Here is a 25,564-nt window from a genome sequence, read left to right as displayed (position 1 = left end):
CTGGGTTTACGGCGGGGCGCGCGATTATGCCCTAACTCACTCGGGTTGGCCGATCATCGTGCGTATCTTGTTGGCCAACAGATCGATGGAAAACGGCTTGGCCACCATGTCCATGCCTTCTTCGAGAAATCCTCCACGTTCCGCGGCCATCTGCGCATAACCGGTCATGAACAGCACCTTGATCCGCGGCCGGTGCTGGCGGGCGATTTCCGCCAGTTGCCGACCATTCATGCCCGGCAGGCCGACATCGGTCACCAGCAGGTCGACCCGCATGTCCGATTCGAGCAAGGGCAGGGCGGTTTTCGCGTCTTCGGCCTCAAAGGCGCGATAACCCAGCTCCTTGAGCAGGCTCAGCACCAGCATGCGCACCGCCGGATCGTCCTCCACCAGCACCACGGTTTCCCCGGCAATCGCCGGCGGCACCTCACCGATCACCGGCGACAACACATCTTGCGCTTGCACCTCAAGCAGGCGCGGCAGATACAGGCGCACGCTGGTGCCCTGGCCGGGCATGCTGAACAGGCTGACGTGGCCGCCCGATTGCTGGGCAAACCCGTAGATCATCGACAACCCCAGCCCAGTGCCCTGGCCGATGGGCTTGGTGGTGAAAAACGGATCGAACGCCTTGGCCAGCACCTTGGGCGTCATGCCGGTGCCGTTGTCGCTGACGGCAATCATCAGGTAATCGCCGGCCTTGACCGGCTCCAGGATGTTGACGTCGCTGCCGTCGAGATAGACGTTGGCGGTTTCGATACGCAGTTCGCCGCCATCGGGCATCGCGTCCCGGGCGTTGATCACCAGATTGAGCAGCGCGTTTTCCAGCTGGCTGACATCGGTGCTGACGGACCAGAGATTCTCGGCCAGTTGCAGTTTGAGCACGATGTGGTCGCCCTTGGTGCGGCTGAACAGGTCTTCCAGCGAGTGGATCAGGTCGTTGGCATTGAGCGGCTTGCGGTCCAGCGACTGGCGCCGGGAGAACGCCAGCAGGCGATGGGTGAGGGCGGCGGCACGGTTGGCCGAGGACACCGCCGCTTCGGTAAACCGGGCGATTTCCTCGATACGCCCGTCGGCGATGTAGCGCTGCATCAGGTCGAGGCTGCCGATGATCCCGGTGAGCATGTTGTTGAAGTCATGGGCGATGCCGCCGGTGAGCTGGCCGACCGCTTCCATTTTCTGCGCGTGGCGCAGGGCGTCTTCAGCGCGTTCGCGCTCGAACATCTCGTTTTGCAGACGCTGGTTGGTCTCGGCCAGTTGCTGGGTGCGGGCGGCGACCCGTTCTTCCAGGGTTTCGTTGAGATTGCGCAGGGCTTCTTCGGTGTGTTTGCGCTCGGTCTCGTCGATCACAAAGATGTAGAAGCCATTCACCGCACCGTCCGCTCCATGGCGCGGCAGGTAATTCATCAACGCGTGGCGGATGCTGCCGTCACGGTGCGGGGTGTTGATGCTGAAGCAACAGGGCCTGCCGGACAGCGCCTGGGCAATGTGCTCGGCGCGCAATGCGTAAGCCTCGTCACCGAGCACCTCGCGCACGGTTCGGCCGTAGAGTTCCTGAGGTGTCAGGCCGTACCAGTCCAGATAGGCGGAGTTGTTCAGGCGAAAGCGTTCCTCGCGGTCGACGTAGCTGATCAGGATCGGCATGGCGTTGATGATCAGCTGCAGCTCGGTCTGGCTCTGGCGCAGCGCCTGCTCGGTGTTCTTGCGTTCGGTCAGGTCCAGGGCGGCGCCGAGGAAACGGATCGGTCGATCGTGGTGATCCTTGTAGCAGCGCCCGCGGGCGAACACCCAGCGCAGTTGCCCATCGGACTGCAGACGATATTCTTCGGCGTATTCGCTGCCTTCGGTAATGCAGCGCTTGATGCCGTGGGCGACCAGGGCGCGGTCCTCGGGGTGGACCGCGTGCAGGTAAGCGCTGATCGGCAATTGTCCGGCCATGGCGGGATCGATGCCGTGCAATTGCGCAAAACGCGCGTCGGCAATGAAGCGGTCCTCGCCGATGTCCCAGTCCCAGGTGCCCACCGCGTCGGTGGCGGCCAGGGCCAGTTGCAGGCGTTCCTCGGTTTCCCGTTGCGCCTTGAGGCTGGCGGCCGAGCGCTGCTCCAGTTCGAGGGCAATGCGCCGGCGCTCGTTGGTTTCGATGGCGGTGACCAGAATCCCGGCGACCTCGGCCCTTTCGTCGCGGATGGGGCTGTAGGTCAGGTCGAGCCAGAAGTCGGAATCCTTGCCGTCACGCTGCAGGGTGAAGCGCTGTTCGCTGTAGCTGCGCACCTGGCCTTGTAGGACGGCGCTGTAAATGGGGTCGGCGAAGTCTCGAAGTTCTGGCCAGATCAGGTGCGTCGGCTGTCCGAAAGCGTGCGGATGCTTGCTGCCGGAGAGCAGGGCGAAGCCGTCGTTGTAGATCTGGGTCAGTTGCGGTCCCCAGAGCAGCAGCATGGGCATCGGCGAATGAATCACGATGTCCACGGCGGTGCGCAGGCTCTGCGGCCAGGTGCTGGCGTCGCCCAACGGGCTGTTCGCCCAGTCGAGCCGGGCAATCAGGGCTTGGGCATCGCTGGCGGTCGGTGCTGCACTCATCGAGGTTTCCTGAACAATGTATCTGAACACTGTATCTGAACAATGGCCGGTTTAGAGGCGTCTACTCTGTTATCGAGCGGTGTTCGCTGCGATCCGATCCGGGTCGTTTCTTTCAATTGAATGCTTCGCGGGTGCTTTTTGCCATGGAAATCGATGCGTTATTAAAAAGACTGGCCAGCCAGGATGGATCCGACCTTTATCTGTCTACCGGCGCGCCACCCAGTGCGCGCTTTGAAGGTGTGCTTACACCGCTGTCGGAGCAAGCGTTCAAACCGGGGGAAATTGCCGTCATGGCTACCTCTATCATGGACGCCGAACAGCGCCTCGAGTTCGATCGTGAACTGGAAATGAACCTGGCGATGTCCGTGACCGGGGTCGGGCGTTTTCGGGTCAATATCTTCAAGCAGCGCAATGACGTGTCAATGGTGATACGCAACGTCAAGCTCGACATTCCGCGCTATGAAGACCTGAAGATGCCGCCGGTGCTGCTCAAGACGGTCATGCTCAAGCAAGGGCTGATGCTGTTCGTCGGTGCCACCGGCTCCGGCAAGTCAACGTCGCTGGCGGCCCTGATCGATTACCGCAACCGACACAGCCGCGGGCACATCGTCACTATCGAGGACCCGATCGAGTTCATCCATCGGCACAAGCATTCGATCATCAATCAGCGTGAAGTGGGCGTGGACACCCGAAGCTTTCACATGGCCCTGAAGAACACGTTGCGCCAGGCGCCGGACGTGGTGCTGATCGGCGAAATCCGCGACCGCGAAACCATGGAACACGCGCTGGCCTTCGCCGATACCGGGCATCTGGTGATCTCCACCTTGCACGCTCACAACGCCAGCCAGGCGCTGGATCGGGTGATCAATTTCTTCCCCGAGGAGCGGCGGGGGCAGTTGCTCAACGACCTGGGCAACAACCTCAAGGCGTTCGTGTCCCAGCGACTGGTGCGCTCGGTCGACGGTGGACGGCGGGTGGCGGTGGAGGTGCTGCTGGGGACGCCGACCGTCGGCGATCTGATTCGCCACAATCGCTTGGGCGAACTCAAGGAAATCATGGAGAAGTCCGAGGCGCAGGGGATGCAGACGTTTGATGCGGCGTTGTACGGGTTGGTGGTGGAGGGGGCGATCACCGCTGACGAGGCGCTCAAAAATGCGGACTCCGCCAACAATTTGCGCCTGCGGCTGAAGTTGCACAGCGAATCCACTCCCGGCGATTGGGGCCTGGTAGATTGACTCTATCCCCCCTGTAGGAGCTACCGCAGGCTGCGATCTTTTGATCTTGAACTTTTAAAAAACAAAATCAAAGGATCGCAGCCTGCGGCAGCTCCTACACGGGGGAAATGCGTCAGGTCTGGAGCTCGGGGCGGTTGCGGAAGTGCTCCAGGGCTTCGGGGTTGGCCAGGGCATCGGTGTTCTTCACATTCTGCCCATGCACCACATTGCGCACCGCCAACTCGACGATCTTGCCGCTGATGGTCCGTGGAATGTCGGTCACCGCGACAATCTTCGCCGGCACATGGCGTGGTGTGGTGTTGGCGCGGATGACCTGGCGGATCTGCTGTTGCAGCGCTTCATCCAGCGTTATGCCGTCTTGCAGGCGTACAAACAGCACCACCCGCACATCGTTCTGCCACTGCTGACCGATGGCCACGCTGTCGATCACCTGCGGGACCTTTTCCACCTGCCGATAGATTTCCGCCGTGCCGATCCGCACGCCGCCGGGGTTGAGCACGGCGTCGGAGCGTCCGTGGATCATCATCCCGCCATCGTGCAACTGCTCGGCGTAATCGCCCTGAGCCCAGACGCCCGGAAACTGGCTGAAGTAGGAGGTGCGCAACTTTTCGCCATCGGGGTCGTGCCAGAGACCGATGGGCATCGCCGGGAAGTGCCGGGTACACACCAGCTCACCTTTTTCGCCGATCACCGGCTGCCCCTCGTCATTCCACACTTCGACCGCCATGCCCAGGCTCTTGCCCTGCATTTCACCACGGCGCACCGGTTGCCAGGGATTGCCATTGACGAAGCAGGAAATGATGTCGGTGCCGCCGGACATCGAGGCCAGGCAAACGTCAGGCTTGAAGTCGCGGTATACGTAGTCGTAGCTCTGCGGTGACAGCGCGGAACCGGTGCAGAGCAGGGTTTTCAGGCTGCTCAGGTCGTGGCTTTGTGTGGGTTTGACGCCGCTGCTTTCCAGGGTCGCCAGAAACTTGGGGCTGGTGCCGAAGACGCTGATGCGCTCGTCGTCGATCAGGTCGATCAAGCGTTCGGGGACAGGCTCGAACGGCGAGCCGTCGTACAGCAACACCGAACTGCCCACCGCGAGGGCCGAGACCAGCCAGTTCCACATCATCCAGCCGCAGGTGGTGTAGTAGAACAGGCGCTCGCCAGGGCCGAGGTCGCAATGCAGGCCGTGTTCCTTGACGTGTTGCAGCAGCGTGCCGCCGGCGCCGTGGATGATGCATTTGGGCACGCCGGTGGTGCCGCTGGAATAGAGGATGTAGAGCGGGTGGTTGAACGGCACGGCAACGAAGTCCGGCTCGCCGCCGGGGAAATAGAAGTCGTCCCAGAGGGTGACGTTGGCCTCGGTATGGAATTGCTCGATGTGTGCATCGGGGCGGGCGTAAGGCACGACCACCAGTTGGCGCAGGGAAGGCAGGCGTTCGAGGATTTCATTCAGCTTGACGCGCTGATCGATCTCTTTGCCGGCGTAGCGGTAGCCGGCGCAGGTCACCAGCACTTTCGGCTCGATCTGGCCGAAACGGTCGATCACCCCTTGGGTGCCGAAATCCGGCGAAGAGCAGGACCAGATCGCTCCGAGGCTGGTGGTGGCGAGCATGGCCACCAGGGTTTGCCAGGTGTTGGGCATGCACGCCGCGACCCGGTCGCCAACGCCGACGCCCGCGGCGATCAGGCCGTTCTGAAAGCCGGCGACGTGCTCGGCCAGCTCGCCCCAGGTCAGGTGTTCACGCTGGCCGTTTTCCGCCACGGCGATCACCGCGATGGCATCGTCGCGACGGCGCAGCAGGTGTTCGGCGAAGTTCAGGGTAGCGCCGGGGAACCATTGGGCGCTGGGCATCTGTGTGCCCTCCACCAGCACCGCGTCGGGTTGCTGATGGAAACGGATATCGAAAAAGTCGACGATCGCCTGCCAGAAGTCCGGGCGCTGATCGATGGACCATTGGTGCAGGGCCGCGTAGTCATCGAGGTGCACGTGGTGCCGCTTGATGACAAAACGCCGAAAGGCCTCCATGCGAGTCTTGCCGATACGCTCGGCGCTGGGTTGCCACAGTATTTCGGACATGATTTGCCTCTTATTGTTGGCGAGTGCTGCGCACTCGATCGCGGGCAAGCCACGCTCCCACAGGGTTGTGCCGGGTGTCGAATATGGGTACGACACAAATCCTGTGGGAGCGTGGCTTGCCCGCGATGAACGATAACGCGGTCCGGCGGCTGCTTACTGCGCCAACCACCCACCATCCACATTCCACGCCGCCCCGCGCACCTGGCTCCCGGCCTCGCTGCACAGAAACAGCACCAGCTCACCCAGCTGCGGCGGCGTGACGAACTCCAGCGACGGCTGTTTCTCGGCCAGCAAGTCATGCTGCGCCTGCTGCGGATCGATCCCGGTCGCGGCGCGATCGTCGATCTGCTTCTGCACCAGCGGCGTCAACACCCAGCCCGGGCAAATCGCATTGCAGGTGACATGGCTGGTCGCGGTTTCCAGCGCAACCACCTTGGTCAACCCGATCACCCCATGCTTGGCCGCCACATAAGCCGCCTTGCCGGTCGACCCCACCAGACCATGCACCGATGCAATGTTGATCACCCGGCCCCAGCCCTTGGCGCGCATACCCGGCAGGCTCAGGCGGGTGCTGTGGAACACCGACGACAGGTTGATCGCGATGATCGAATCCCAGCGCTCCACCGGAAACTCGTCCACCGGCGCCACGTGCTGGATGCCGGCGTTGTTCACCAGAATGTCGACGCCGCCGAACTCACGCTCGACGTAGGCGATCATGTCGGCGATCTGCGCCGGATCGCTGACATCGGCGGGGTGATGGCCGACCTTGCCGCCGCTTTCTTTATTGAGCTGCGCGACCTCGGCGATCACTTTCGACGCATCGCCGAAACCGTTGAGGACCACATTGGCGCCGGCCTTGGCCAGGCTCAGGGCAATCCCCAAGCCGATGCCGCTGGTGGAACCGGTGACCAGAGCGGTCTTGCCTGAAAGAGTCGTCATGAATACCTCACACAATGCCAGTGGCGTAGAAAGTGCCGATCACCACGAAAACCGCGAGGGTCTTGATCAGCGTAATACAGAAAATGTCTTTGTAAGCTTCGCGATGGGTCAGGCCGGTGACCGCCAGCAAGGTGATCACCGCGCCGTTGTGCGGCAGGGTGTCCATGCCGCCACTGGCCATCGCGGCCACGCGGTGCAGCACTTCCAGCGGAATGTTCGCGGCGTGGGCAGCGGCGATGAACTGCTCGGACATCGCCGCCAGGGCGATGCTCATGCCACCCGAGGCGGAACCGGTGATACCGGCCAGCAACGTCACGGTAATCGCTTCGTTGACCAGCGGGTTGGGAATGCTCTTGAGCCAGTCGGCCAGCACCAGAAAGCCTGGCAGCGAGGCGATCACCGCACCGAAGCCGTATTCCGACGCCGTGTTCATCGCCGCCAGCAGCGCACCGCTGACCGCGCTTTTACTGCCTTCGGCCAGTTTGCTCTTGATCGCCGTGAAGCCGAACGCCAGCACCATGAGAATGCCCACCAGCAACGCGGCCTGAACCGCCCAAATGGCAGTGAGCTTGGCGATCTCGGTGGTGACCGGCGCGGCCATCCCCGGCAGGGCCAGGCTGTGGGTCTTGCCATACCACTGCGGAATCCACTGGGTGAACAGCAGGTTCATGATGCCCACGGCCAGCAACGGCGACAGGGCGATCCAGGGATTGGGCAGCTTCAGGTCGGCAGCGGTTTCCGGCTCGTTGCGCAGCTGCGTGCCATAACCTTCACCCGCACGCTGGGCCTTGTTGCGCTGGCGCTGGAGAAATAGCATCCCGGCGCAAAACACGAAGATCGTGCCGATCACACCCAACCAGGGCGCCGCCCAGGCGGTGGTGTTGAAGAAGGTGCTGGGAATGATGTTCTGGATCTGCGGGGTGCCGGGCAGGGCGTCCATGGTGAACGAGAACGCGCCCAGGGCGATGGTCGCCGGAATCAGGCGCTTGGGAATATTGCTCTGGCGGAACATCTCGGCGGCAAACGGATAGACCGCGAACACCACGACGAACAGCGACACGCCGCCATAGGTGAGCAGGGCGCAGACCAGCACGATCACCAGCATCGCCTGGCGGGTGCCCAGCAAACGAATGGCCGCAGCGACGATGGAGCGCGAGAAACCCGACAACTCGATCAACTTGCCGAACACCGCACCGAGCAGGAACACCGGGAAATACAACTTGATGAACCCGACCATCTTCTCCATGAACACCCCGGTGAAGGCGGGCGCAACGGCGGAAGGGTCGGTGAGCAGAACGGCGCCGAGAGCGGCGATTGGAGCAAAAAGGATAACGCTATAGCCGCGGTAAGCAGCCAGCATCAGCAGCGCGAGGGCCGCCAAGGCAATGATCACACTCATGGTGTGTCTCCTGGGATTGTTATTTTTGTATAGGTGAAGCTTTGTAGGAGGGGGCTATAGCGAGATCTATGCCAAAATCGTAAATTATTGAAATATAAGGGTTTAATTTTATTGGTGGGGATTGTTGCGAGATTTGTGTCTCCGTTTGGAGATTTTTTTGGAGCGAAAAGATCGCAGCCTTCGGCAGCTCCTGCAAGGGAACGCGGAAATCCCGTGTAGGAGCTGCCGAAGGCTGCGATCTTTTGATATAAAAAATTAATCTCTAACCAGAGATTTTTGTCTCGCTATTGAGACTCTGCAATCCCCAGCGCCACCATCTTCTTGTACAACGTCGACCGTCCAAGCCCCAGCCGCGCCGCCGCTTCGATCACCTTGCCCCCGCATTGCGCCAGGGTGGTTTCAATCAACTGCCGATCAAACCGCTCCCGCGCCGCGCTGAACGTCTCGTGCTCCAACGGTTCGAGGGTCACCGTCGCTACCCGCTCAACCGGAGTAAAAGTCCCAATCGCCGCCCGTATATCCGCCACGGAAAGCCGCAGGTCATCACTGAGCAACGCCGCCCGCTCCAGCACATTACGCAATTCGCGAATATTCCCAGGCCAGGCATGCTGGCCCAGCAACGCCAACGCTTCGCCATTAAGTTCATGCTGGCTGCGCAACTCTTCAAGAATCGCCTCACTGAGTGCAGGCAAATCATCGAGACGGTCGCGCAACGGCGGTACCTGGATCGGCAGGACGTTGAGGCGGTAATACAGGTCGGCGCGAAACTCGCCGCGTTTGATCGCGGCTTCAAGATCGGTGGAGGTCGCGGCGATGACGCGTACGTCGCTCTGGATGACCTCGTTGGAGCCCACCGGTTCGAATTCCTTTTCCTGCAATACCCGCAACAGCTTGCTTTGCAGCGGCAGGGGCATGTCGCCGATTTCATCGAGAAACAGCGTGCCGCCCTGGGCGATCTGCAACTTGCCGGCGCGGCCCTTGCGGTCGGCGCCGGTGAAGGCGCCGGGGGCGGTGCCGAAGAACTCGGCTTCGAGCAGCGATTCGGGGATTGCCGCGCTGTTGATGCTGACAAAGGCCTTGTGCGCACGGGGCGAGGCGTTGTGGATCGCCTGGGCCAGCAACTCCTTGCCGGTACCGGTTTCGCCCAGCAGCAAGACCGGTGATTCGGTGCTGGCGCTGCGTCGGGCGCGGCGTTTGACTTCCAGGCTGGCGGCGCTGGTGCCGATGAAGTGGGCGAAGTTGTATTTGGTCTGCCGCGCCCGCAGCAGCGAGCGCGTGGAAGCAAGTTCTTCCTGCATGCTCATGTAGCGCTTGAGCATGGGCGACAGGCTGCGCAGCTCGTCGAACAGGGCAAAGCCGATGGCACCGATCACCTCGCCGGCATCATCGTGGATCGGCAGGCGCATGACCACCAGCGGTTCCTTGGGGGTGTCCTGCATGTCCAGCAGGATCGGCCGGCCGGTGCGCACCACTTCGCGCAACAGGCTGCCGGGGATCACGCTTTCACAGGCCTTGCCGATGGCGCCTTCGGCCGAGGGCAGGCCGAAGCGCCGGGCGTAGCGTTCGTTCATCCAGACGATGTTGGCGTCGCGGTCGACGATCACCGTGCCTTCACTCGACTGCTCGATGATCTCGAACAGAGAGCGGATCGCCAGCAGGCGGACGCGCTGGTAGTCCTTGAGGCTTTCGGTGGTGTTCATGGGTGCTGATCCTGGTTTTGTGGTGCCTGTGCCGGCCTATTCGCGAGCAAGCCCGCTCCCACAGGGCAATACATTCCAAATGTGGGAGCGGGCTTGCTCGCGAAGGCCGCGCTGCGGTGTCAAATCATGCAACGGATTATGCCTGCCCCAAATGCGCCGCCGCCAACAGCTCCTTGGTGTACGGATGCTGCGGCGATTCGAATACCTCATGGCTGGCACCGCTTTCCACCACCTTGCCATCCTTGACCACGATCATGTCGTGGGCCAGGGCACGGACCACGGACAGGTCATGGCTGATGAACAGATAGGTCAGGCCATGTTTTTCCTGGAGCTGGCGGAGCAGGGCGACCACTTGTTTCTGTACGGTTCGATCCAGAGCCGAGGTCGGTTCGTCCAGCAGGATCAGCGCCGGCTTGAGCACCAGCGCCCGGGCGATGGCGATGCGTTGGCGCTGGCCGCCGGAGAATTCGTGAGGGTAGCGATGGCGACTTTTCGGATCGAGGCCGACCTCCTGCAACACCCGGGTCACCTCGGCGTTGCATTCCTCGTTGCTCAGATCACTGTGTACCTCCAGGCCTTCGCACAGGATCTGCTCCACGGACATCCGTGGGCTGAGGCTGCCGAACGGGTCCTGGAACACCACCTGCATCTGCTTGCGCCAGGGTCGCAGCTGCTTCTGCGTCAGGCCATCCAGCGCCTGGCCCTGAAAGCGGATGCTGCCCTGTGAATCGAGCAACCGCAGGATCGCCTGGCCCAGCGTCGACTTGCCGGAGCCGGATTCGCCGACGATGCCCAGGGTCTTGCCGCGCTGCACGTTCAGGCTAATGCCGTCCACGGCCTTGAGGTAGGTCTTGCGCTGGAACAGTCCGCCACTGACGGCAAACTGCACCTCCAGGTTGTCCACCTCCAACACGTTCTCACGCTCGTCCCGGGGCAGCGCTTCGCCTTCGGGCTCGGCGTTGAGCAGCACGCAGCTATAAGGGTGTTTGGGCTCAGTGAACAGGGTTTCGCAGGGCGCCTGTTCGACGATCTCGCCGGCCTTCATCACGCAGACGCGCTGGGCGATGCTGCGCACCAGATTCAGGTCGTGGCTGATCAGCAGCAGTGACATGTTCAGTCGCTGCTGCAGAGATTTGAGCAGCAGCAGGATCTTGCGCTGCACGGTGACGTCCAGCGCGGTGGTGGGCTCGTCTGCAATCAGCAGTTCCGGCTCACAGGCCAGAGCCATGGCGATCATCACCCGCTGGCGCTGGCCGCCGGACAATTGATGGGGATAGGCCTTGAGGCGTTCCTTGGGATTCTTGATGCCCACCAGATGCAGCAACTCGAGGATGCGCGCCTGCGCCGTCTTGCCCGCCATACCCTTGTGCACCAGCAGGGTTTCGCCGATCTGCTTTTCGATGCTGTGCAAGGGATTGAGCGAGGTCATGGGCTCCTGGAAGATCATCGCGATGCGGTTGCCGCGCAACTGGCGCAGTTTGGCCGCATCGGCACCCACCAGTTCCTGACTGCGATAGCGAATGCTGCCACTGGTTTCGGTGCCGCTTTGCGGCAGCAGCTGCAGAATCGAGTGGGCGGTCACCGACTTGCCCGAGCCCGACTCGCCCACCAGCGCCAGGCATTCGCCGGGGCGGATGTCCAGGCACAGGTTGCGCACGACGGTCTGGCCACTGAAGGCCACGCTGAGGTCACGGATTTCGATCAGGTTAAGGCTCATGTCTACAGTCCGGATCAGGATCGAGGATCAAAGGCGTCACGCAGGGCTTCGCCGATGAATACCAACAGGGAAAGAATCAACGCCAGGGTGAAAAACGCCGTCAGCCCCAGCCACGGCGCTTGCAGGTTCTGCTTGCCCTGACCGATCAGTTCGCCCAGGGAAGCGCTGCCGGCGGGCATGCCGAAGCCAAGGAAATCCAGGGCGGTGAGGGTCGAAATCGCGCCGGTCAGAATGAACGGCAGGTAACTCAAGGTGGCGTTCATGGCGTTGGGCAGGATGTGGCGCACGATGACTTTGTGGTCAGTCAGGCCCAGCGCGCGGGCAGCCTTGACGTATTCCAGATTGCGCCCGCGCAGGAACTCGGCACGGACCACGTCCACCAGCGCCAGCCAGGAAAACAGCGCCATGATCCCCAGCAACCACCAAAAATTGGGCTCGACGAAGCCTGACAGGATGATCAGCAAATACAGCACCGGCAGCCCCGACCAGACCTCTTGCAGGCGCTGTCCGAGCAAGTCGACCCAGCCGCCGTAATAGCCCTGCAAGGCACCGGCGGCGATGCCGATCAGCGCACTGACGAAGGTCAGCATCAAGGCAAACAGAATCGACACGCGGGCCCCGAATATCACCCGGGCCAGCACATCCCGCGCCTGATCGTCGGTGCCCAGCCAGTTCACGTTCGACGGCGGGCTGGGGGCCGGTTTGTTCAGGTCGTAGTTGGGCGTGTCGTCGCTGAACGGAATCGGCGGGAACAGCAACCAGCCGCCGTCCTTCTTGATCAGCTTCTGCACGTAGTCGCTGCGGTAGTCAGCCTGGAACGGCAGCTGCCCGCCGAATGCCTGCTCGGTGTAGCGCTTGAACACCGGGAAGTACCACTGGCCCTGATAGCTGACCACCAGCGGCTTGTCGTTGGCGATCAACTCGCCACCCAGGGTCAGCAGGAACAGGCCGATGAACAGCCACAGCGACCACCAGCCGCGACGGTTTTTCTTGAAACGCTCGAAACGACGACGGCCGAGCGGCGAAAGCTTGAGCATCAGGCGTTCCTCGCGGCGAAGTCGATGCGTGGGTCGACCAGGGTGTAGCACAGGTCGCCCACCAGTTTTATCAGCAGACCGAACAGGGTAAAGATGAACAGCGAGCCGAACACCACCGGGTAATCCCGGGAAACCGCCGCCTCGTAACTCATGCGGCCCAGGCCATCGAGGGAAAAGATCACTTCGATCAGCAGGGAACCGGCGAAAAACACGCTGATGAAGGCCTGGGGAATCCCCGACACCACCAGCAGCATGGCATTGCGGAACACGTGACCGTACAGCACCCGTTGCTCGCTCAGGCCCTTGGCGCGGGCGGTGACCACGTATTGGCGGGTGATTTCGTTGAGGAAGGAGTTTTTGGTCAGGATGGTCAGGGTGGCGAAACCGCCGATCACCAACGCGGTTACCGGCAGCACCAGATGCCAGAAGTAGTCGGTGACCTTGCCCAGGGTCGACAGCGAGTCGAAGTTGTCGGAGACCAGCCCGCGTACCGGGAACCAGTTCAGCGAAGTGCCGCCGGCGAAGACCACGATCAGGAACATCGCGAACAGGAACGCCGGCATTGCATAGCCGATGATGATCGCGGTGCTGCTCCAGATATCGAACTGGCTGCCGTGGTGCACCGCCTTGCGGATGCCCAGCGGGATGGACACCAGATAAGTGATCAGCGTCGCCCAGAGCCCGAGGGAAATGGTCACCGGCATCTTCTGCAGGATCAGCTCGGTGACGGTGGCGCCGCGGAAGAAGCTCTTGCCGAAGTCCAGTTGTGCATAGCTGGTGATCATCAGCCACAGCCGCTCATGGGCCGGCTTGTCGAAGCCGTACTGTTTTTCGATGTCCTTGATCAGTTGCGGGTCCAGGCCGCGACTGGCCCGGGACGTGCCGCTGCCGGTTTCACCGGAGCTGCCGCCGGCCGTCACGCCGCCGATGCCTTGCAGGTGGGCGATGGCCTGTTCCACGGGCCCGCCCGGCGCGGCCTGGACGATGACGAAGTTGACCAGAAGAATGATGAACAGCGTCGGGATGATCAGCAGCAGACGCCGCAGTATGTAAGCCCACATCAGTGCGGTCCTCCGGGGCTGCCACGGCGAATGCGTTCGGCGGTCATTTGCTGGTTGGTCAGGGGCGTGGTGCTCACTTCCCACCAGCTCTCGATGGCTTCGTCATTGCTGGCCTGCACGTTCGGGATGCCGAAGCGGTTCCACCACACGGTGGAGGTTCCTGGCGGGTAGTAGTTGGGAATCCAGTAGTAGTTCCATTGCAACACCCGGTCCAGCGCGTGGGCATAACGCAGCATGTCGGCCTTGTTGTCGGCGCGCACCAGACCGTTGATCAGGGTGTCCACCGCCGGGTTCTTCAGCACCATGTAGTTGTTGGAGCCAGGGTCATTGGCCGAGGCAGAACCGAAATAGTTGAACAGTTCGCCGCCGGGGGAGGTGGTGACCGGGTAGCCGGTGACGATCATGTCGTAGTCGCGGCTCATCAGGCGGTTCACATATTGCGAGGCGTCGATGCGGCGGATGTTCAGGTCGATGCCGATCTGTTTGAGGGTGCGTTTATAGGGAAGCAGCAGGCGATCCATGCCGTTCTGGCTGACCAGGAAGGTAAAGCTCAACGGTTCGCCCTCGGCGTTGACCAGTTGATCTCCGTCGGGTTTCCAGCCGGCCTGTTCGAGCAAGGCCAAAGCTTGCAGCTGTTTGTCGCGAATCACGCCGCTGCCGTCGGTCTTGGGCGCTTCGAACACCTGGGTGAAGACTTCGTCGGGGATCTGTCCGCGCAGGGGCTCGAGAATCGCCCGCTCGCCGGCATCGGGCAATTGGCGGGCGGCGAGTTCGGTGTTGGAAAAGAAACTCTGCTGGCGGATGTACAGGTTGCGCATCATCTGCCGGTTGCTCCACTCGAAATCCCAGAGCATCACCAGCGCCTGACGCACTCGGCGATCCTGGAACATCGGTTTTTGCAGGTTGAACACGAAACCCTGGCTCGGCTGCGGCGCTTCGGTGGCCAGGTGGGCCTTTTGCAGACGACCGTCGCTCAGCGCCGGGCTGTCATAGCCGATGGAGTAGCCGGTGGCGGAAAACTCGCGGTTGTAGTCGTAGGCGCCACCGCGCAGGACCTGGCGCGCCACATCGGTATCGCCGAAATACTCGATGCTGAAATGATCGAAATTGTAGAGCCCGCGGCTGACCGGCAGGTCCTTGCCCCACCAGTCGGGGTTGCGTTCGAAGGTGATGCTGCGCCCGGAGTCGACCTTGCCCACCCGGTACGGCCCGCTGCCCAGCGGCGCCTCATAGCCACCGCCGCCGGCGAAATCGCGGGTCTTCCACCAATGCTCTGGAAACACCGGCAGGGTCGCAATGTCCAGAGGCAGGGTGCGGTTTTCGTTGTTCTTGAAGTCGAAGCGCACAGTCAGAGGCGACTCCACTTCAACGCCTTTGACGTCGGCGAATTGCGTGCGATAGCGCAGGCTGCCCTGGGTCATCAGCAGATCGAAGGTGTAGCGCACATCTTCGGCGGTGATCGGCTTGCCATCGGCGAAGCGTGCCTTGGGGTTCAGATAGAAGCGCAGGGACAGGCCGTCATCGGAGCGTTCGATCTGTTTGGCGACAAGGCCATACACCGTGTAGGGCTCATCCAGCGAGCGCTGGGCCAGGGGCGAGTAGAGCAGGCCGTCGATCTGGGTGACGCCGATGCCCTTGTCGATATAAGGCAGGACATGATCGAAAAGACCGATTTCAATCGCCGAGCGACGCATCGTGCCGCCCTTGGGGGCAAGCGGATTGGCGTAGGCGAAGTGGCTGAAGCCGGCGGGGTACTTGGCCGGTTCGCCGTAGACAGTCAACGCATGTTGCGGTGCGGCGTTCACGCCGGCGGCGCCCAGGAGCAGGGCCACGGCAGTGAAAAATACAGTTGGGAAAGCCAGTCGCATTGTCAGCCTTAGAGCCGGGTGGTCGATAACGACAATTTGTACGCTAGCGGCGCGTCCCTCGCCAGCCGAATTCGCATCCCAAACACGACGGCCCACCAAAAGGCGGGCCGTCGTGAGCGAAAACCGGGCGTCGATCAGTCCTGACGGCTGGTCACTTCCAGCAGGTGGTAACCGAACTGGGTCTTGACCGGGCCTTGCACGACGTTGATCGGTGCGCTGAAGACCACGGTGTCGAATTCCTTGACCATCTGGCCTGGACCGAACGAACCCAGGTCACCGCCCTGGCGGCTGGACGGGCAGGTGGAGTTGGCTTTGGCGACTTCGGCGAAGTCTGCGCCAGCCTCGATCTGGGCCTTGAGCTCGTTGCACTTGGCTTCGCTGGAAACGAGGATGTGGCGGGCAGTGGCTTTAGCCATGGGGAAATACTCCTTTCAATGTTCGGTAAAGTGGGGAGCCTACCGGATTCAGTGAGCGATTTCTCCTCAAAGTTCCATTGCGTGGGGCCTGCAGGGTGTTTACAGGCTAGAGGCCGGCTTTTTTCAGGCGTTCGGCGTGTTGCACGTAGAGGTCAATCGAGTCGACGGCTTGTGCCGCCACGATGCCGGTCTGGCGCAGGGTGTCCAGATGATCGAGGGGGTAATCGGAGCGGATGACGGTGCCCAGGTGCGAGCTGTAGCGTCCGACCAGGCCATCGTTGTGCTCGGTTTCGTGGACGAAGTATCGGGAAAAGGCGCGCAGGCAGTTGTGCAGCGGATTGACGACTTTGAGTCCACCCTCGAGGACGCTGCCTTGCAAGGTGCCGCTCCAGGAGTAGTAGCGCACGCCGTTTTCCAGTTCGCAGCCGTTGTCGCCCCTGTTCTTCGGCAGTCCTTGGGGGTATTTGCGATTGAATGCGCCCACGCCTTCGGTGGTCAGGGCATTGAGCGCGGCGAGGGCGTTCTGTGGCATTTGGCGGTGACCGCCCAGTAATGCCAGGAATTCTGCGAACAGCGTCGCGACTGTTTCGGCGACGTGTTCCGGCAGGTGTCCGGGGACGAGGGCCTTGCGCAGGTAGTCCGCCAGCTCCGAGCCGTGATTCGGCCCGCTGACGGACGTCACCGAGGCTACCGATTCCGGCGCCACCGCGGCGGCATAGCGAGCCGCCAGAGCGCCCTGGCTGTGACCGATCAGGTGTACCTTGTTCGCCCCCATGCCTTGCAGAACCCGCTTGATCTGCACCAGCAACTGTTCGCCGCGAGCTTCGTTGCTGTGGGTGGCCGACAGGTGAGGGACGAAGACCCGGGCGCCTGCGTTCCTTAAAGCCTGCTTGATGTCGTGGAAGAGTTCGAAGTTGCCGATCCGGTCAAAGCCGAAGAGCCCGTGGACCAGCAGAATCGGGTGGCGAGTGTGTGCATTCCGTTGCATGTTCAAAGTCCTTTTTCTGGCATTCAGGGTGGTGCCTTGCGGCTCACTCTAAAGCAGGCAGGGTTGCCTGCGGTGTATGAAAAGGACGCGGTTGGCGGGCGAAAACGGAATAAACAGGTGCTGAAAAGGCGGGGGACTGACTCAGTACCGGCCAGCCAAGTCGAACACTTATCTGTGGTGAGAGGGCAAGCCCCTCGCCACAACGTCCCTGTCGCCTGTTCGATCAGATATCAGGACCGCAACCGCTGAGCAGCATCGCGCAATAGTTGCTCCGTCCCGCTCCACCCCAGGCAACCATCGGTAACCGACACGCCATACTTCATCGATGGACCAATAGCCTGGCACCCTTCGAACAAGTGACTCTCGATCATCATGCCGATCAGCGAGCGATCACCTTGCAGGCGTTGCTCCAGCACGTCGTTGAACACTGCTGGTTGGCGCAGCGGATCCTTGCCGCTGTTGGCGTGGCTGCAATCGACCATGATCCGCCCCGGGATCTTCAGTTTGCTCAAGTCGCCGTTGACCTTCGCCACGCTGGCGCGGTCGTAGTTCGGGCCGTTGTGGCCGCCGCGCAAGACCAGATGAGTGTCCGGGTTGCCGGGCGTCTGGATGATCGCCGGGTGGCCCTGGCTGTCCACGCCGAAATGGCGATGCGGATGAGCTGCCGAGCGCATGGCATCGCTGGCTACCGTGACGCCGCCGTCGGTGCCGTTCTTGAAACCGACCGGCATGCTAAGGCCGCTGGCCATCTCGCGATGGATCTGCGATTCGGTAGTGCGGGCGCCAATGGCGACCCAGCTGAGCAAGTCATCGAAGTAGCCGGCGGCCATGGGTTGCAGCAGCTCGGTCGCGACCGGCAAGCCCAGCATCAGCATTTCACGCATCAGTTCGCGGGACAGGGTCAGGCCGCCGGCCATGTCATCGCTGCCGTCCAGATGCGGATCGTAGGCCAGGCCTTTCCAGCCCACCGTGGTGCGGGGTTTTTCGACGTAGGCGCGCATCACCAGCAGCATTTCATCGCTGACCTCGGCGGACAGGCGGGCCAGGTTGGCGGCGTATTCGAGCGCGGATTTCGGATCGTGGATCGAGCAGGGCCCGACGATGACCAGCAGACGGGAGTCTTCACCGTCGAGAATCGCGCGGACCGCCTGGCGGTGGGCGTCGACTTGCCGGGTCAGGGCGTTGGAGAGCGGCAGTTGCTGTTTGAGTTGCAACGAACTGGGCAGACGCAGGGTCAGCGCTTCGTTGGCAGGGCTCAGGGTGGACAGCGGCAAAGCAGAGACGGACGAGTTCATGTTCAGGCTTCCTGGCTGGCGGCGGGTTCGCTCCCGCGCGCTCGGCCTATAGGGGGGGTCGACAATTGGCCGGATTGGCTGCGTGTGTGTGCTTGCCACCTGTGGGTGACCGATCGGAGGCGGCAGGCTGTCCCGAGCGGAGGGTGGTAAATCGCCAGGCGGTAAAACTGTCGTAACGGTAATAAGTGGCGTAGTTCATGGTGCTGATCCTCTGTATGTCTGGTGTGCTGCAACAAAAAGTTAAGGGCTGAAAAAACAAAACCCCCGGTCGGGAGGCCGACCGGGGGTTGAGAAATCTCTGGTGGCGACCCGTTCAAAGTGGGCGCCGTGTGGGTATCAGGCGCGCCAGTGGCTAAACCAATACCCAAAATAAAAGCTGACCGGAGCGCAAACACCGTTCGCCCGGGCAGCCGAAACCGAGCGCGGAGCGCTGGCGGTACGTAGCTGTGAGAGGGCGTTGAACATGGTTTGTCTCCGATGGATGCACCGAGCTTACTAGAGCCCGGTACGAGGATTCAATCAGAAATTGCTATCGATCGCAGGCGGCGTTTTCTATGGCTTGAGCAACATGGCGGGTGTGACACACTTGGGGCTTGTGCAATCAGGTCACTGAGGCGTGATGGAATTCCAATGGCGTGCAGCCACTGACGGCGATCTGGTGTTCGCCCGCGAACTGACCTGCAGCAATATGCTGCGCTATTACATTCAGCATGATTTGCTGTGGCAGGACGAAGCATTCGATGTTGCCTGGGCCGGGCGCGACAACCGCATCATCGTGCGCGGTGAGGATCGGCTGGGATTCGTCAGCCTGAGCCGCGATGCCAGGGCGCTCTACATCCGTGAGCTGCAGATCGCCGAAGCCTTTCGCGGGAAGGGCGCCGGATCCTGGGCAATCGATCAGGCATATGCCATCGCCTGCCGGGAGCGACGTCCGGCATTGCGTCTGACGGTCTTCGAAAATAATCCGGCGCGAGCGTTGTATGAAAGAAAGGGACTACAAGTGGTCGGCAAGGACCCGTGTTTCCTGAGAATGCAGCGCGACACCGATCACGGATTTGCCTGAAACACGCTTGGCACAGGGCTTTGCAAGATAACTGGAAACTTTTTATGTGACGCTTTCCGCTAGGTCTGCCAGTTCCTTTTTGCTAAGGTGGCGACAACCCACGAAGACCAAATTGCGAGGTGTCTGCTTGATTAGGGTGCTAGTGGTCGATGACCATGATCTCGTTCGTACGGGCATTACACGAATGCTGGCTGACATCGATGGCCTGCAAGTGGTCGGCCAGGCTGAATCGGGTGAGGAATCGTTGCTCAAGGCGCGCGAACTCAAACCCGATGTGGTCTTGATGGACGTCAAGATGCCCGGCATCGGTGGTCTTGAAGCCACGCGCAAACTGCTGCGCAGCCATCCGGACATCAAGGTCGTCGCGGTAACGGTGTGCGAGGAAGACCCGTTTCCTACACGTTTGCTGCAAGCCGGCGCCGCAGGCTATCTGACCAAGGGCGCGGGTCTGCCGGAAATGGTCCAGGCCATTCGACTGGTCTTTGCCGGTCAGCGCTACATCAGTCCGCAGATTGCCCAGCAGCTGGCAATCAAATCCTTCCAGCCAACCAATGACTCGCCCTTCGATGCCTTGTCCGAGCGCGAGATCCAGATCGCGTTGATGATCGTCGGCTGCCAGAAGGTCCAGATCATTTCCGACAAGCTATGCCTGTCGCCGAAAACCGTGAATACCTACCGTTACCGCATCTTCGAAAAGCTTTCGATCAGCAGTGATGTCGAGTTGACGCTGCTGGCGGTTCGTCACGGCATGGTAGATGCCAGCCTCTGAAAATGACCGAAATCTTTGATCCAAGTGCCTTCCTGTCAACCGTCAGTGGGCGTCCCGGTGTGTATCGCATGTTCGACAGCGATGCGCGCCTGCTGTATGTCGGCAAGGCCAAGAACCTCAAGAGTCGCCTGTCGAGCTATTTCCGCAAAACCGGCCTGGCACCCAAGACCGCAGCGCTGGTTGCACGCATCGCCCAGGTCGAGACGACCATCACCGCCAACGAAACCGAGGCGCTGCTGCTTGAGCAGACGCTGATCAAGGAATGGCGGCCGCCGTACAACATCCTCCTGCGCGACGACAAATCCTATCCCTACGTCTTCCTGTCCGATGGTCAGTTCCCGCGCCTGAGCATTCATCGCGGTGCGAAGAAGGCCAAGGGCAAATACTTTGGTCCTTACCCTAGCGCCGGCGCGATCCGCGAAAGCCTGAGCCTGTTGCAAAAGGCCTTTTTCGTTCGCCAGTGCGAAGACAGCTATTACAAGAACCGCACGCGTCCTTGCCTTCAGTACCAGATCAAGCGCTGCAAGGCGCCTTGTGTCGGTCTGGTCGAGCCTGAGGTGTATGCCGAGGACGTACGGCACTCGGTGATGTTCCTCGAGGGCCGCAGTAACGCGCTCAGCGATGAGTTATCGGGCGCGATGGAAGAAGCCGCGATCAACCTTGAGTTCGAGCGTGCCGCCGAATTGCGTGATCAGATCGCGCTGCTGCGTCGGGTCCAGGATCAGCAGAGCATGGAAGGCGGCAGTGGCGACGTCGATGTGATCGCGGCGTTCGTCAACCCGGGTGGCGCCTGCGTCCATTTGATCAGCGTGCGGGGCGGGCGGGTGCTGGGCAGCAAGAACTTTTTCCCGCAGGTTGGTATCGAGGAAGACGTTTGCGAGGTCATGGCCGCGTTTCTGGGTCAGTACTTTGTCAGCAGTCCCGAACGCGACCTGCCGAGCGAGCTGATCGTCAACGTGGTTCACGAAGACTTTCCAGCGCTGATAGAAGCCATTGCCGAGCTGCGCGGTCGCGAGTTGACCATCAGTCATCGGGTGCGTGGCACGCGTGCGCGCTGGCAGCAGCTGGCGGTGACCAATGCCGAGCAGGCGCTGGCCGCGCGCCTGGCGAATCGTCAGCACATCACCGCGCGCTTCGATGATCTGGCCAGTGTGCTGAAGCTGGACGAACCACCACAGCGCCTGGAGTGCTACGACATCAGTCACTCCAGTGGTGAGGCGACCGTGGCCTCGTGCGTGGTGTTCGGCCCTGAAGGACCGATCAAGGCCGATTACCGTCGTTACAACATCGAAGGCGTGACAGCCGGCGATGACTACGCCGCGATGCACCAGGCGCTGACCCGACGCTTCAGCAAGTTGAAGGACGGGGAGGGCAAGTTGCCCGATATCCTGTTGGTGGACGGCGGCAAGGGACAGTTGTCCATGGCCCGTGATGTGCTCAATGAGCTGGCGGTGCCGGACCTGATCCTGCTCGGCGTGGCCAAGGGTGCGACGCGCAAGGCCGGGTTCGAAACCCTGTACCTCAATGACGCCGCCCACGAATTCACCTTGCGCGGCGATTCCCCCGCGCTGCATTTGATCCAGCAGATTCGCGACGAAGCTCACCGCTTTGCAATCACCGGGCATCGCGCCCGCCGCGGAAAAACCCGTCGTACGTCTACGCTCGAGGGCGTTGCCGGGGTAGGGCCGACACGCCGCCGCGACTTGTTGAAACATTTTGGTGGATTGCAGGAGCTGTCTCGTGCCAGCATCGAAGAGATCGCCAAAGCACCCGGGATCAGTAAAAAGCTCGCCGAGTTGATTTATGCAAATCTGCACAGCGAGTAGAATGCCACCTCACCTCGTAGCCAGTTGTGCCGATGAATATCCCTAATCTGATTACCGTTCTACGCGTTCTGCTCATTCCGATCTTCATTTTGCTGTTCTACCTGCCTTACCAGTGGAGTTACCTGGCGTCAGCCTCGGTCTTCGCGTTTGCCGCTGCCACGGACTGGCTGGACGGGTATCTGGCCCGCCGTCTGGAGCAAAGCACACCGTTCGGGGCATTCCTCGATCCGGTTGCCGACAAACTGATGGTCGCCGTTGCGCTGGTGCTGCTGGTGCAGGAACACGGCAATTTCTGGCTCACGCTGCCGGCAGCGGTCATCATCGGTCGAGAGATCGTGGTTTCCGCTCTGCGCGAATGGATGGCCGAACTGGGCGCTCGTGCCCATGTGGCCGTGTCCAACCTGGGCAAATGGAAAACCGCCGCGCAGATGCTGGCGTTGGTGATCCTGCTGGCCAATCCGAAAGACTTCAGCTTCTGGGTGTTGCTCGGTTACGCCTTGCTGATGGTCTCCGCGGGCCTCACTTTGTGGTCCATGGTCCAATACTTGCGGGCTGCCTGGCCGCATCTGAAGACCGACGTTGAAAAGAAATAAAACTTTTTTGAATCAAAGGGTTGACGGGGCTTCTGGAATCTATAGAATGCGCCACACCAAGACGCGGGAATAGCTCAGTTGGTAGAGCGCGACCTTGCCAAGGTCGGGGTCGCGAGTTCGAGTCTCGTTTCCCGCTCCAAGTTTTACGCATTTGATGTTGTTGCTACTGACAGCAAATGTTTTGAGGCCGAGTAGCAAAATGGTTATGCAGCGGATTGCAAATCCGCCTACGCCGGTTCGATTCCGACCTCGGCCTCCACTATAAACAACCCCGTAGATCGATGATCTACGGGGTTTTTTATTGTCTTCAGGAACGTCTGGGGTTCTGCCAATCAGAACGTCTGGTGCTGACGAGTTTCCCGCTACTTTCAGGGATACCTGTACTCCAGGCGATGTCGTTGGCAATGAAGTCTTGATAGCAGCGCAAAAGTAGCGGTCGCATGATCGCCAAAACCTGGCGCGAATCCGAAATATGTTGCGTAGGTTCATGATTTAAGAAGTTTTTTATTTTTGCTCTCAGCATGATTTAGTCTCGCAAATCACACATGCGACCTTGCTTCACCAGACCGGGATGTATATATTTCCACCCTCTGATTCACCGCGCTACCGCCCGAATGGCGAAACTGGTAGACGCATGGGACTTAAAATCCCCCGCTCGTAAGGGCGTGCCGGTTCGATTCCGGCTTCGGGCACCATTTTAAATCAAGGGTTTGCGGGCGAAAGCTGATGCAAACCCTTGTTTGTTTCTGGTCCGCAATTTTGCAATGGGGCTTCACTCACACGCCGTGCTGACAGCCTTCTCGGCGCGCTGGATTTCCTGTTTGACGTCGGTGGTGATGCGCTGCTCTTTGCGCTGTTGGCCGAGGAAGGGTTGTTCGCCCCGGGACTTCACTTCCGCATCGGTTGCCGCGACCTTGGCTTCGACGGTGGCGGAGTGTTCCGAAATGACGGCTTCCACCTCTTCCTTGGTGTTGGCGGTATCCAGGGCGTGGATGAGTTTGCCGACGTCGGCTTTTTCTGCTTCGGCGTAATCTTCGACGGACAAACCAGCGGCCATGGCGCGAGCCTGGATCTCTACGCCCTTGAGATGCTCCTGGGCCACATGGCAAAGCTCATCCTGTCGCCGGCTCTTGCTGTCCTGCCATGTACTGAATCCGTAACCCAGGCCACATACACAGGCCACGAGCGCAGCAGCGCCAATCAATCTGCCTTTCACGTTCACGTACTCTCGAAAGAGGAAAGAGGAGATCGTTCGATTCTGTTTTAGAGTGGAAAGACTAGCTTAGTATGCACCCGAAGATTACCGGATGTGTTTCAGGCAGGGAAAAAGCTCACCCGCAAATTCAGGCGATTCCAAATGCTCCCAGATTAGCGTTCGAGGCTGTTCAGCCTTCGCCTTGTTGTTTCGCCTCTTGCCCTGAGCTGCTGGAGGATTCTGCTTCTTTCTTCTGAGTTTGCGCATCGGTGCCCGAGTTGGACCCTGCCGCTTCCTCGCCTTTTTTATTGGCTTTGTCCTCCTTGGACTCGGCGCCCTGAGCCTGGTTGAGCCCTGGAATGGCCGCCGGTGGCACGGCGGATCCCTGGGAGGTGGTTTCGGTCGCCAATGCAGGGAGTGAGGTGCTCGACAGCAGGCCTACCAAGGTAAGAGCAGCCATTGATCTGTTCATCGTCTGAGTCTTCCACGCGCGGGGAGGGTATAGCGTTGGAAGGAGGGGGATGGGAAAAGGTGCCGGCCACCGGACAAGCGGAAAACCGCAGGAGCGAGCTATCTCGCTCCTGCGGTTTTTTCAGACGTGTCTGTCCAGCCCGGCCTTGCGCCGTTCGTTGCCGTCAGGGTTGCCGCTGTTGATCAATCGCCTTTCCAACAAGATGTTTTGCAACGCTTCACGATCGAGCGGGTCGAGTTGATGCTCTCGCTCCTTGAGTTCGAGCAGGATCGGGCTGGACCATCGGCGGTACGTTTGCTCGGCATTACGAATGGATGACATCGCTTCCTCCTTATCAGGCTCCTGCCAATGAAGGCGCCGCAGTTGAATACGCAAAAGACCCTAGTCGAGGAAATCGGTTGTCGCCATGCAGCCCGTCGACACTTGTTACTGCTGGCTCCAGACCCCTGACGTTGCCGTACGCTGGACATAATCTGTAAAGCTTCTCGCGGGTCTCCCCAGCGCGCGCTGCACGCCATCGGCAACGGGTGTGTTGCGACCATCGAGCACCGTCGTAAACAAATACAACACCAGATCAGTCACCTCGGCCGGCATGTGCTCCTGTTTCAGCGCCTGCCCATAAGCTTCTGCCGACACTGTGACAAAACGGATATCGCGCCGGGTTGCACGGGCGATTTCGGCGACGGCCTGGGCAAAGGTCAGCGCTTGAGGACCGGTGAGTTCGTAGAGCTGGCCGCTGTGGCCAGGTTGAGTCAGCGCGGCGACGGCGATTTCGGCGATGTCTTCCACGTCGACGAAAGGCTCGGCGATATCGCCGACGGGCAGTACCAGTTCGCCTTGCAGGATGGGTTCAAGGAAATGCGCCTCGCTGAAATTCTGGCAAAACCAGCTGGCTCGCAGGATGGTCCAGTCGACACCGCTGTTTTGCACGACACGCTCGGCCTGTTCCGCCTCCGCTTCTCCACGACCCGACAGCAAGACCAGCTTGCCGACGCCGCTTTGCACCGCCTGCCGGGTGAATGCCTGGATCGTCTCCAGGGCGCCGGGTACGGCGAGATCCGGTTGAAAGGAAATGTACGTCGCCTGAACGCCGTCGAGGGCTGCTGCCCAGGTCGAACGGTCCTCCCAGTCAAAGGATGGCGTTGCGCTGCGCGAGCCGAAGCGCACGTCATGGCCGCTCGTCTCGAGGTGCTGAGCGATCCGCCGGCCGGTTTTGCCAGTGGCGCCGAGAACCAGGATCGTTTGTTGATGGCTGTTCATCGCGTTCATCTCTCTCGCTAATGTGAGTAGTCCTCACGTTTAAAAGATGATAGACCCTCATGTTTTGTCGTCAATTGATGACGAGTACAACC

21 protein-coding genes and 3 tRNA genes are annotated in these 25,564 nt (G+C 60.9%); 8 read left to right on the top strand and 16 right to left on the bottom strand.

Annotated elements, in window-relative coordinates; all coding sequences use genetic code 11:
* Positions 1 to 36: 36 nt before the first annotated feature.
* Positions 37 to 2,571: a PAS domain S-box protein gene (locus HNO86_RS17240; RefSeq protein ID WP_175378140.1), complete on the bottom strand. Its 2,535-nt coding sequence runs from the start codon at positions 2,569 to 2,571 to the stop codon at positions 37 to 39.
* Positions 2,572 to 2,714: 143 nt separating this feature from the next.
* Here HNO86_RS17240 and HNO86_RS17235 point away from each other — a divergent pair, with 143 nt between their 5' ends.
* Positions 2,715 to 3,806 carry a PilT/PilU family type 4a pilus ATPase gene (locus HNO86_RS17235; protein ID WP_175378139.1) on the top strand — a complete coding sequence of 364 codons (1,092 nt, stop codon included), beginning with the start codon at positions 2,715 to 2,717 and terminating at the stop codon, positions 3,804 to 3,806.
* Positions 3,807 to 3,918: 112 nt separating this feature from the next.
* Here HNO86_RS17235 and HNO86_RS17230 read toward each other — a convergent pair whose 3' ends face one another.
* From HNO86_RS17230 to HNO86_RS17180, 11 genes are all read right to left on the bottom strand, one after another.
* Positions 3,919 to 5,874, bottom strand: a complete 1,956-nt coding sequence (locus HNO86_RS17230; RefSeq protein ID WP_175378138.1) for an acetoacetate--CoA ligase — start codon at positions 5,872 to 5,874, stop codon at positions 3,919 to 3,921.
* A gap of 153 nt (positions 5,875 to 6,027) precedes the next feature.
* Positions 6,028 to 6,813, bottom strand: a complete 786-nt coding sequence (gene hbdH, locus HNO86_RS17225; RefSeq protein WP_175378137.1) for a 3-hydroxybutyrate dehydrogenase — start codon at positions 6,811 to 6,813, stop codon at positions 6,028 to 6,030.
* A 7-nt stretch (positions 6,814 to 6,820) separates the two neighbouring features.
* Positions 6,821 to 8,212 (bottom strand): GntP family permease, encoded by a 1,392-nt coding sequence (locus HNO86_RS17220; RefSeq protein ID WP_175378136.1) that lies wholly within the window; start codon positions 8,210 to 8,212, stop codon positions 6,821 to 6,823.
* Positions 8,213 to 8,496: 284 nt separating this feature from the next.
* Complete coding sequence (locus HNO86_RS17215; protein WP_175378135.1) at positions 8,497 to 9,912, bottom strand: sigma-54-dependent Fis family transcriptional regulator; 1,416 nt, start codon at positions 9,910 to 9,912, stop codon at positions 8,497 to 8,499.
* A gap of 136 nt (positions 9,913 to 10,048) precedes the next feature.
* On the bottom strand, positions 10,049 to 11,629 hold the full coding sequence (locus HNO86_RS17210; RefSeq protein WP_175378134.1) for an ABC transporter ATP-binding protein: 1,581 nt from the start codon (positions 11,627 to 11,629) through the stop codon (positions 10,049 to 10,051).
* A gap of 14 nt (positions 11,630 to 11,643) precedes the next feature.
* Entirely contained in the window at positions 11,644 to 12,666 is a 1,023-nt protein-coding gene (locus HNO86_RS17205) for an ABC transporter permease (RefSeq protein ID WP_175378133.1), read from the bottom strand.
* On the bottom strand, positions 12,666 to 13,727 hold the full coding sequence (locus HNO86_RS17200; protein WP_175378132.1) for a microcin C ABC transporter permease YejB: 1,062 nt from the start codon (positions 13,725 to 13,727) through the stop codon (positions 12,666 to 12,668). The genes HNO86_RS17205 and HNO86_RS17200 overlap by 1 nt, the downstream gene beginning before the upstream one ends.
* Entirely contained in the window at positions 13,727 to 15,595 is a 1,869-nt protein-coding gene (locus tag HNO86_RS17195) for an extracellular solute-binding protein (protein ID WP_175378131.1), read from the bottom strand. Before HNO86_RS17195 ends, HNO86_RS17200 begins: the two co-directional genes overlap by 1 nt.
* A 134-nt stretch (positions 15,596 to 15,729) precedes the next feature.
* Entirely contained in the window at positions 15,730 to 16,011 is a 282-nt protein-coding gene (locus HNO86_RS17190; protein WP_175378130.1) for a peptidylprolyl isomerase, read from the bottom strand.
* Between the two features lie 106 nt (positions 16,012 to 16,117).
* Entirely contained in the window at positions 16,118 to 16,999 is an 882-nt protein-coding gene (locus HNO86_RS17185) for a triacylglycerol lipase (RefSeq protein WP_175378129.1), read from the bottom strand.
* Between the two features lie 230 nt (positions 17,000 to 17,229).
* Entirely contained in the window at positions 17,230 to 18,294 is a 1,065-nt protein-coding gene (locus HNO86_RS17180) for a 3-deoxy-7-phosphoheptulonate synthase (protein WP_175378128.1), read from the bottom strand.
* 619 nt (positions 18,295 to 18,913) lie between these two features.
* Here HNO86_RS17180 and HNO86_RS17175 point away from each other — a divergent pair.
* The 7 genes from HNO86_RS17175 (at position 18,914) to HNO86_RS17145 (ending at position 23,240) form a co-directional block, all read left to right on the top strand.
* Entirely contained in the window at positions 18,914 to 19,357 is a 444-nt protein-coding gene (locus HNO86_RS17175; RefSeq protein WP_175378127.1) for an N-acetyltransferase, read from the top strand.
* A 127-nt stretch (positions 19,358 to 19,484) separates the two neighbouring features.
* Entirely contained in the window at positions 19,485 to 20,126 is a 642-nt protein-coding gene (gene uvrY, locus HNO86_RS17170; protein WP_008015884.1) for a UvrY/SirA/GacA family response regulator transcription factor, read from the top strand.
* A gap of 2 nt (positions 20,127 to 20,128) precedes the next feature.
* The gene (uvrC, locus tag HNO86_RS17165; protein WP_175378126.1) at positions 20,129 to 21,952 is read left to right on the top strand and encodes an excinuclease ABC subunit UvrC; all 1,824 of its coding nucleotides are present in this window, start codon (positions 20,129 to 20,131) and stop codon (positions 21,950 to 21,952) included.
* A 32-nt stretch (positions 21,953 to 21,984) separates the two neighbouring features.
* A complete protein-coding gene (gene pgsA, locus HNO86_RS17160) occupies positions 21,985 to 22,545 on the top strand; it encodes a CDP-diacylglycerol--glycerol-3-phosphate 3-phosphatidyltransferase (RefSeq protein ID WP_175378125.1) in 561 nt (186 codons plus the stop codon).
* A gap of 63 nt (positions 22,546 to 22,608) precedes the next feature.
* A tRNA-Gly gene (locus HNO86_RS17155) sits at positions 22,609 to 22,684 on the top strand.
* Between the two features lie 46 nt (positions 22,685 to 22,730).
* Positions 22,731 to 22,804 (top strand) — tRNA-Cys (locus tag HNO86_RS17150).
* A gap of 349 nt (positions 22,805 to 23,153) precedes the next feature.
* A tRNA-Leu gene (locus tag HNO86_RS17145) sits at positions 23,154 to 23,240 on the top strand.
* Between the two features lie 77 nt (positions 23,241 to 23,317).
* On the opposite strand, the gene HNO86_RS17140 is transcribed toward HNO86_RS17145, so the two are convergent.
* The 4 genes from HNO86_RS17140 to HNO86_RS17125 form a co-directional block, all read right to left on the bottom strand.
* Positions 23,318 to 23,761: a hypothetical protein gene (locus tag HNO86_RS17140; protein ID WP_175378124.1), complete on the bottom strand. Its 444-nt coding sequence runs from the start codon at positions 23,759 to 23,761 to the stop codon at positions 23,318 to 23,320.
* 169 nt (positions 23,762 to 23,930) lie between these two features.
* Positions 23,931 to 24,212 (bottom strand): hypothetical protein, encoded by a 282-nt coding sequence (locus tag HNO86_RS17135; RefSeq protein ID WP_175378123.1) that lies wholly within the window; start codon positions 24,210 to 24,212, stop codon positions 23,931 to 23,933.
* A gap of 120 nt (positions 24,213 to 24,332) precedes the next feature.
* Positions 24,333 to 24,533: a hypothetical protein gene (locus HNO86_RS17130; RefSeq protein WP_175378122.1), complete on the bottom strand. Its 201-nt coding sequence runs from the start codon at positions 24,531 to 24,533 to the stop codon at positions 24,333 to 24,335.
* 105 nt (positions 24,534 to 24,638) lie between these two features.
* Complete coding sequence (locus HNO86_RS17125) at positions 24,639 to 25,472, bottom strand: NAD(P)H-binding protein (protein ID WP_175378121.1); 834 nt, start codon at positions 25,470 to 25,472, stop codon at positions 24,639 to 24,641.
* Between the last annotated feature and the right edge of the window lie 92 nt (positions 25,473 to 25,564).

Origin of the sequence: Pseudomonas sp. C1C7 (assembly GCF_013359595.1) — a bacterium.
Taxonomy (GTDB): Bacteria; Pseudomonadota; Gammaproteobacteria; order Pseudomonadales; family Pseudomonadaceae; genus Aquipseudomonas.
The sequence above is the reverse complement of the archived record's forward strand: the minus strand, read 5'-3'. Positions and strand labels throughout refer to the sequence as shown.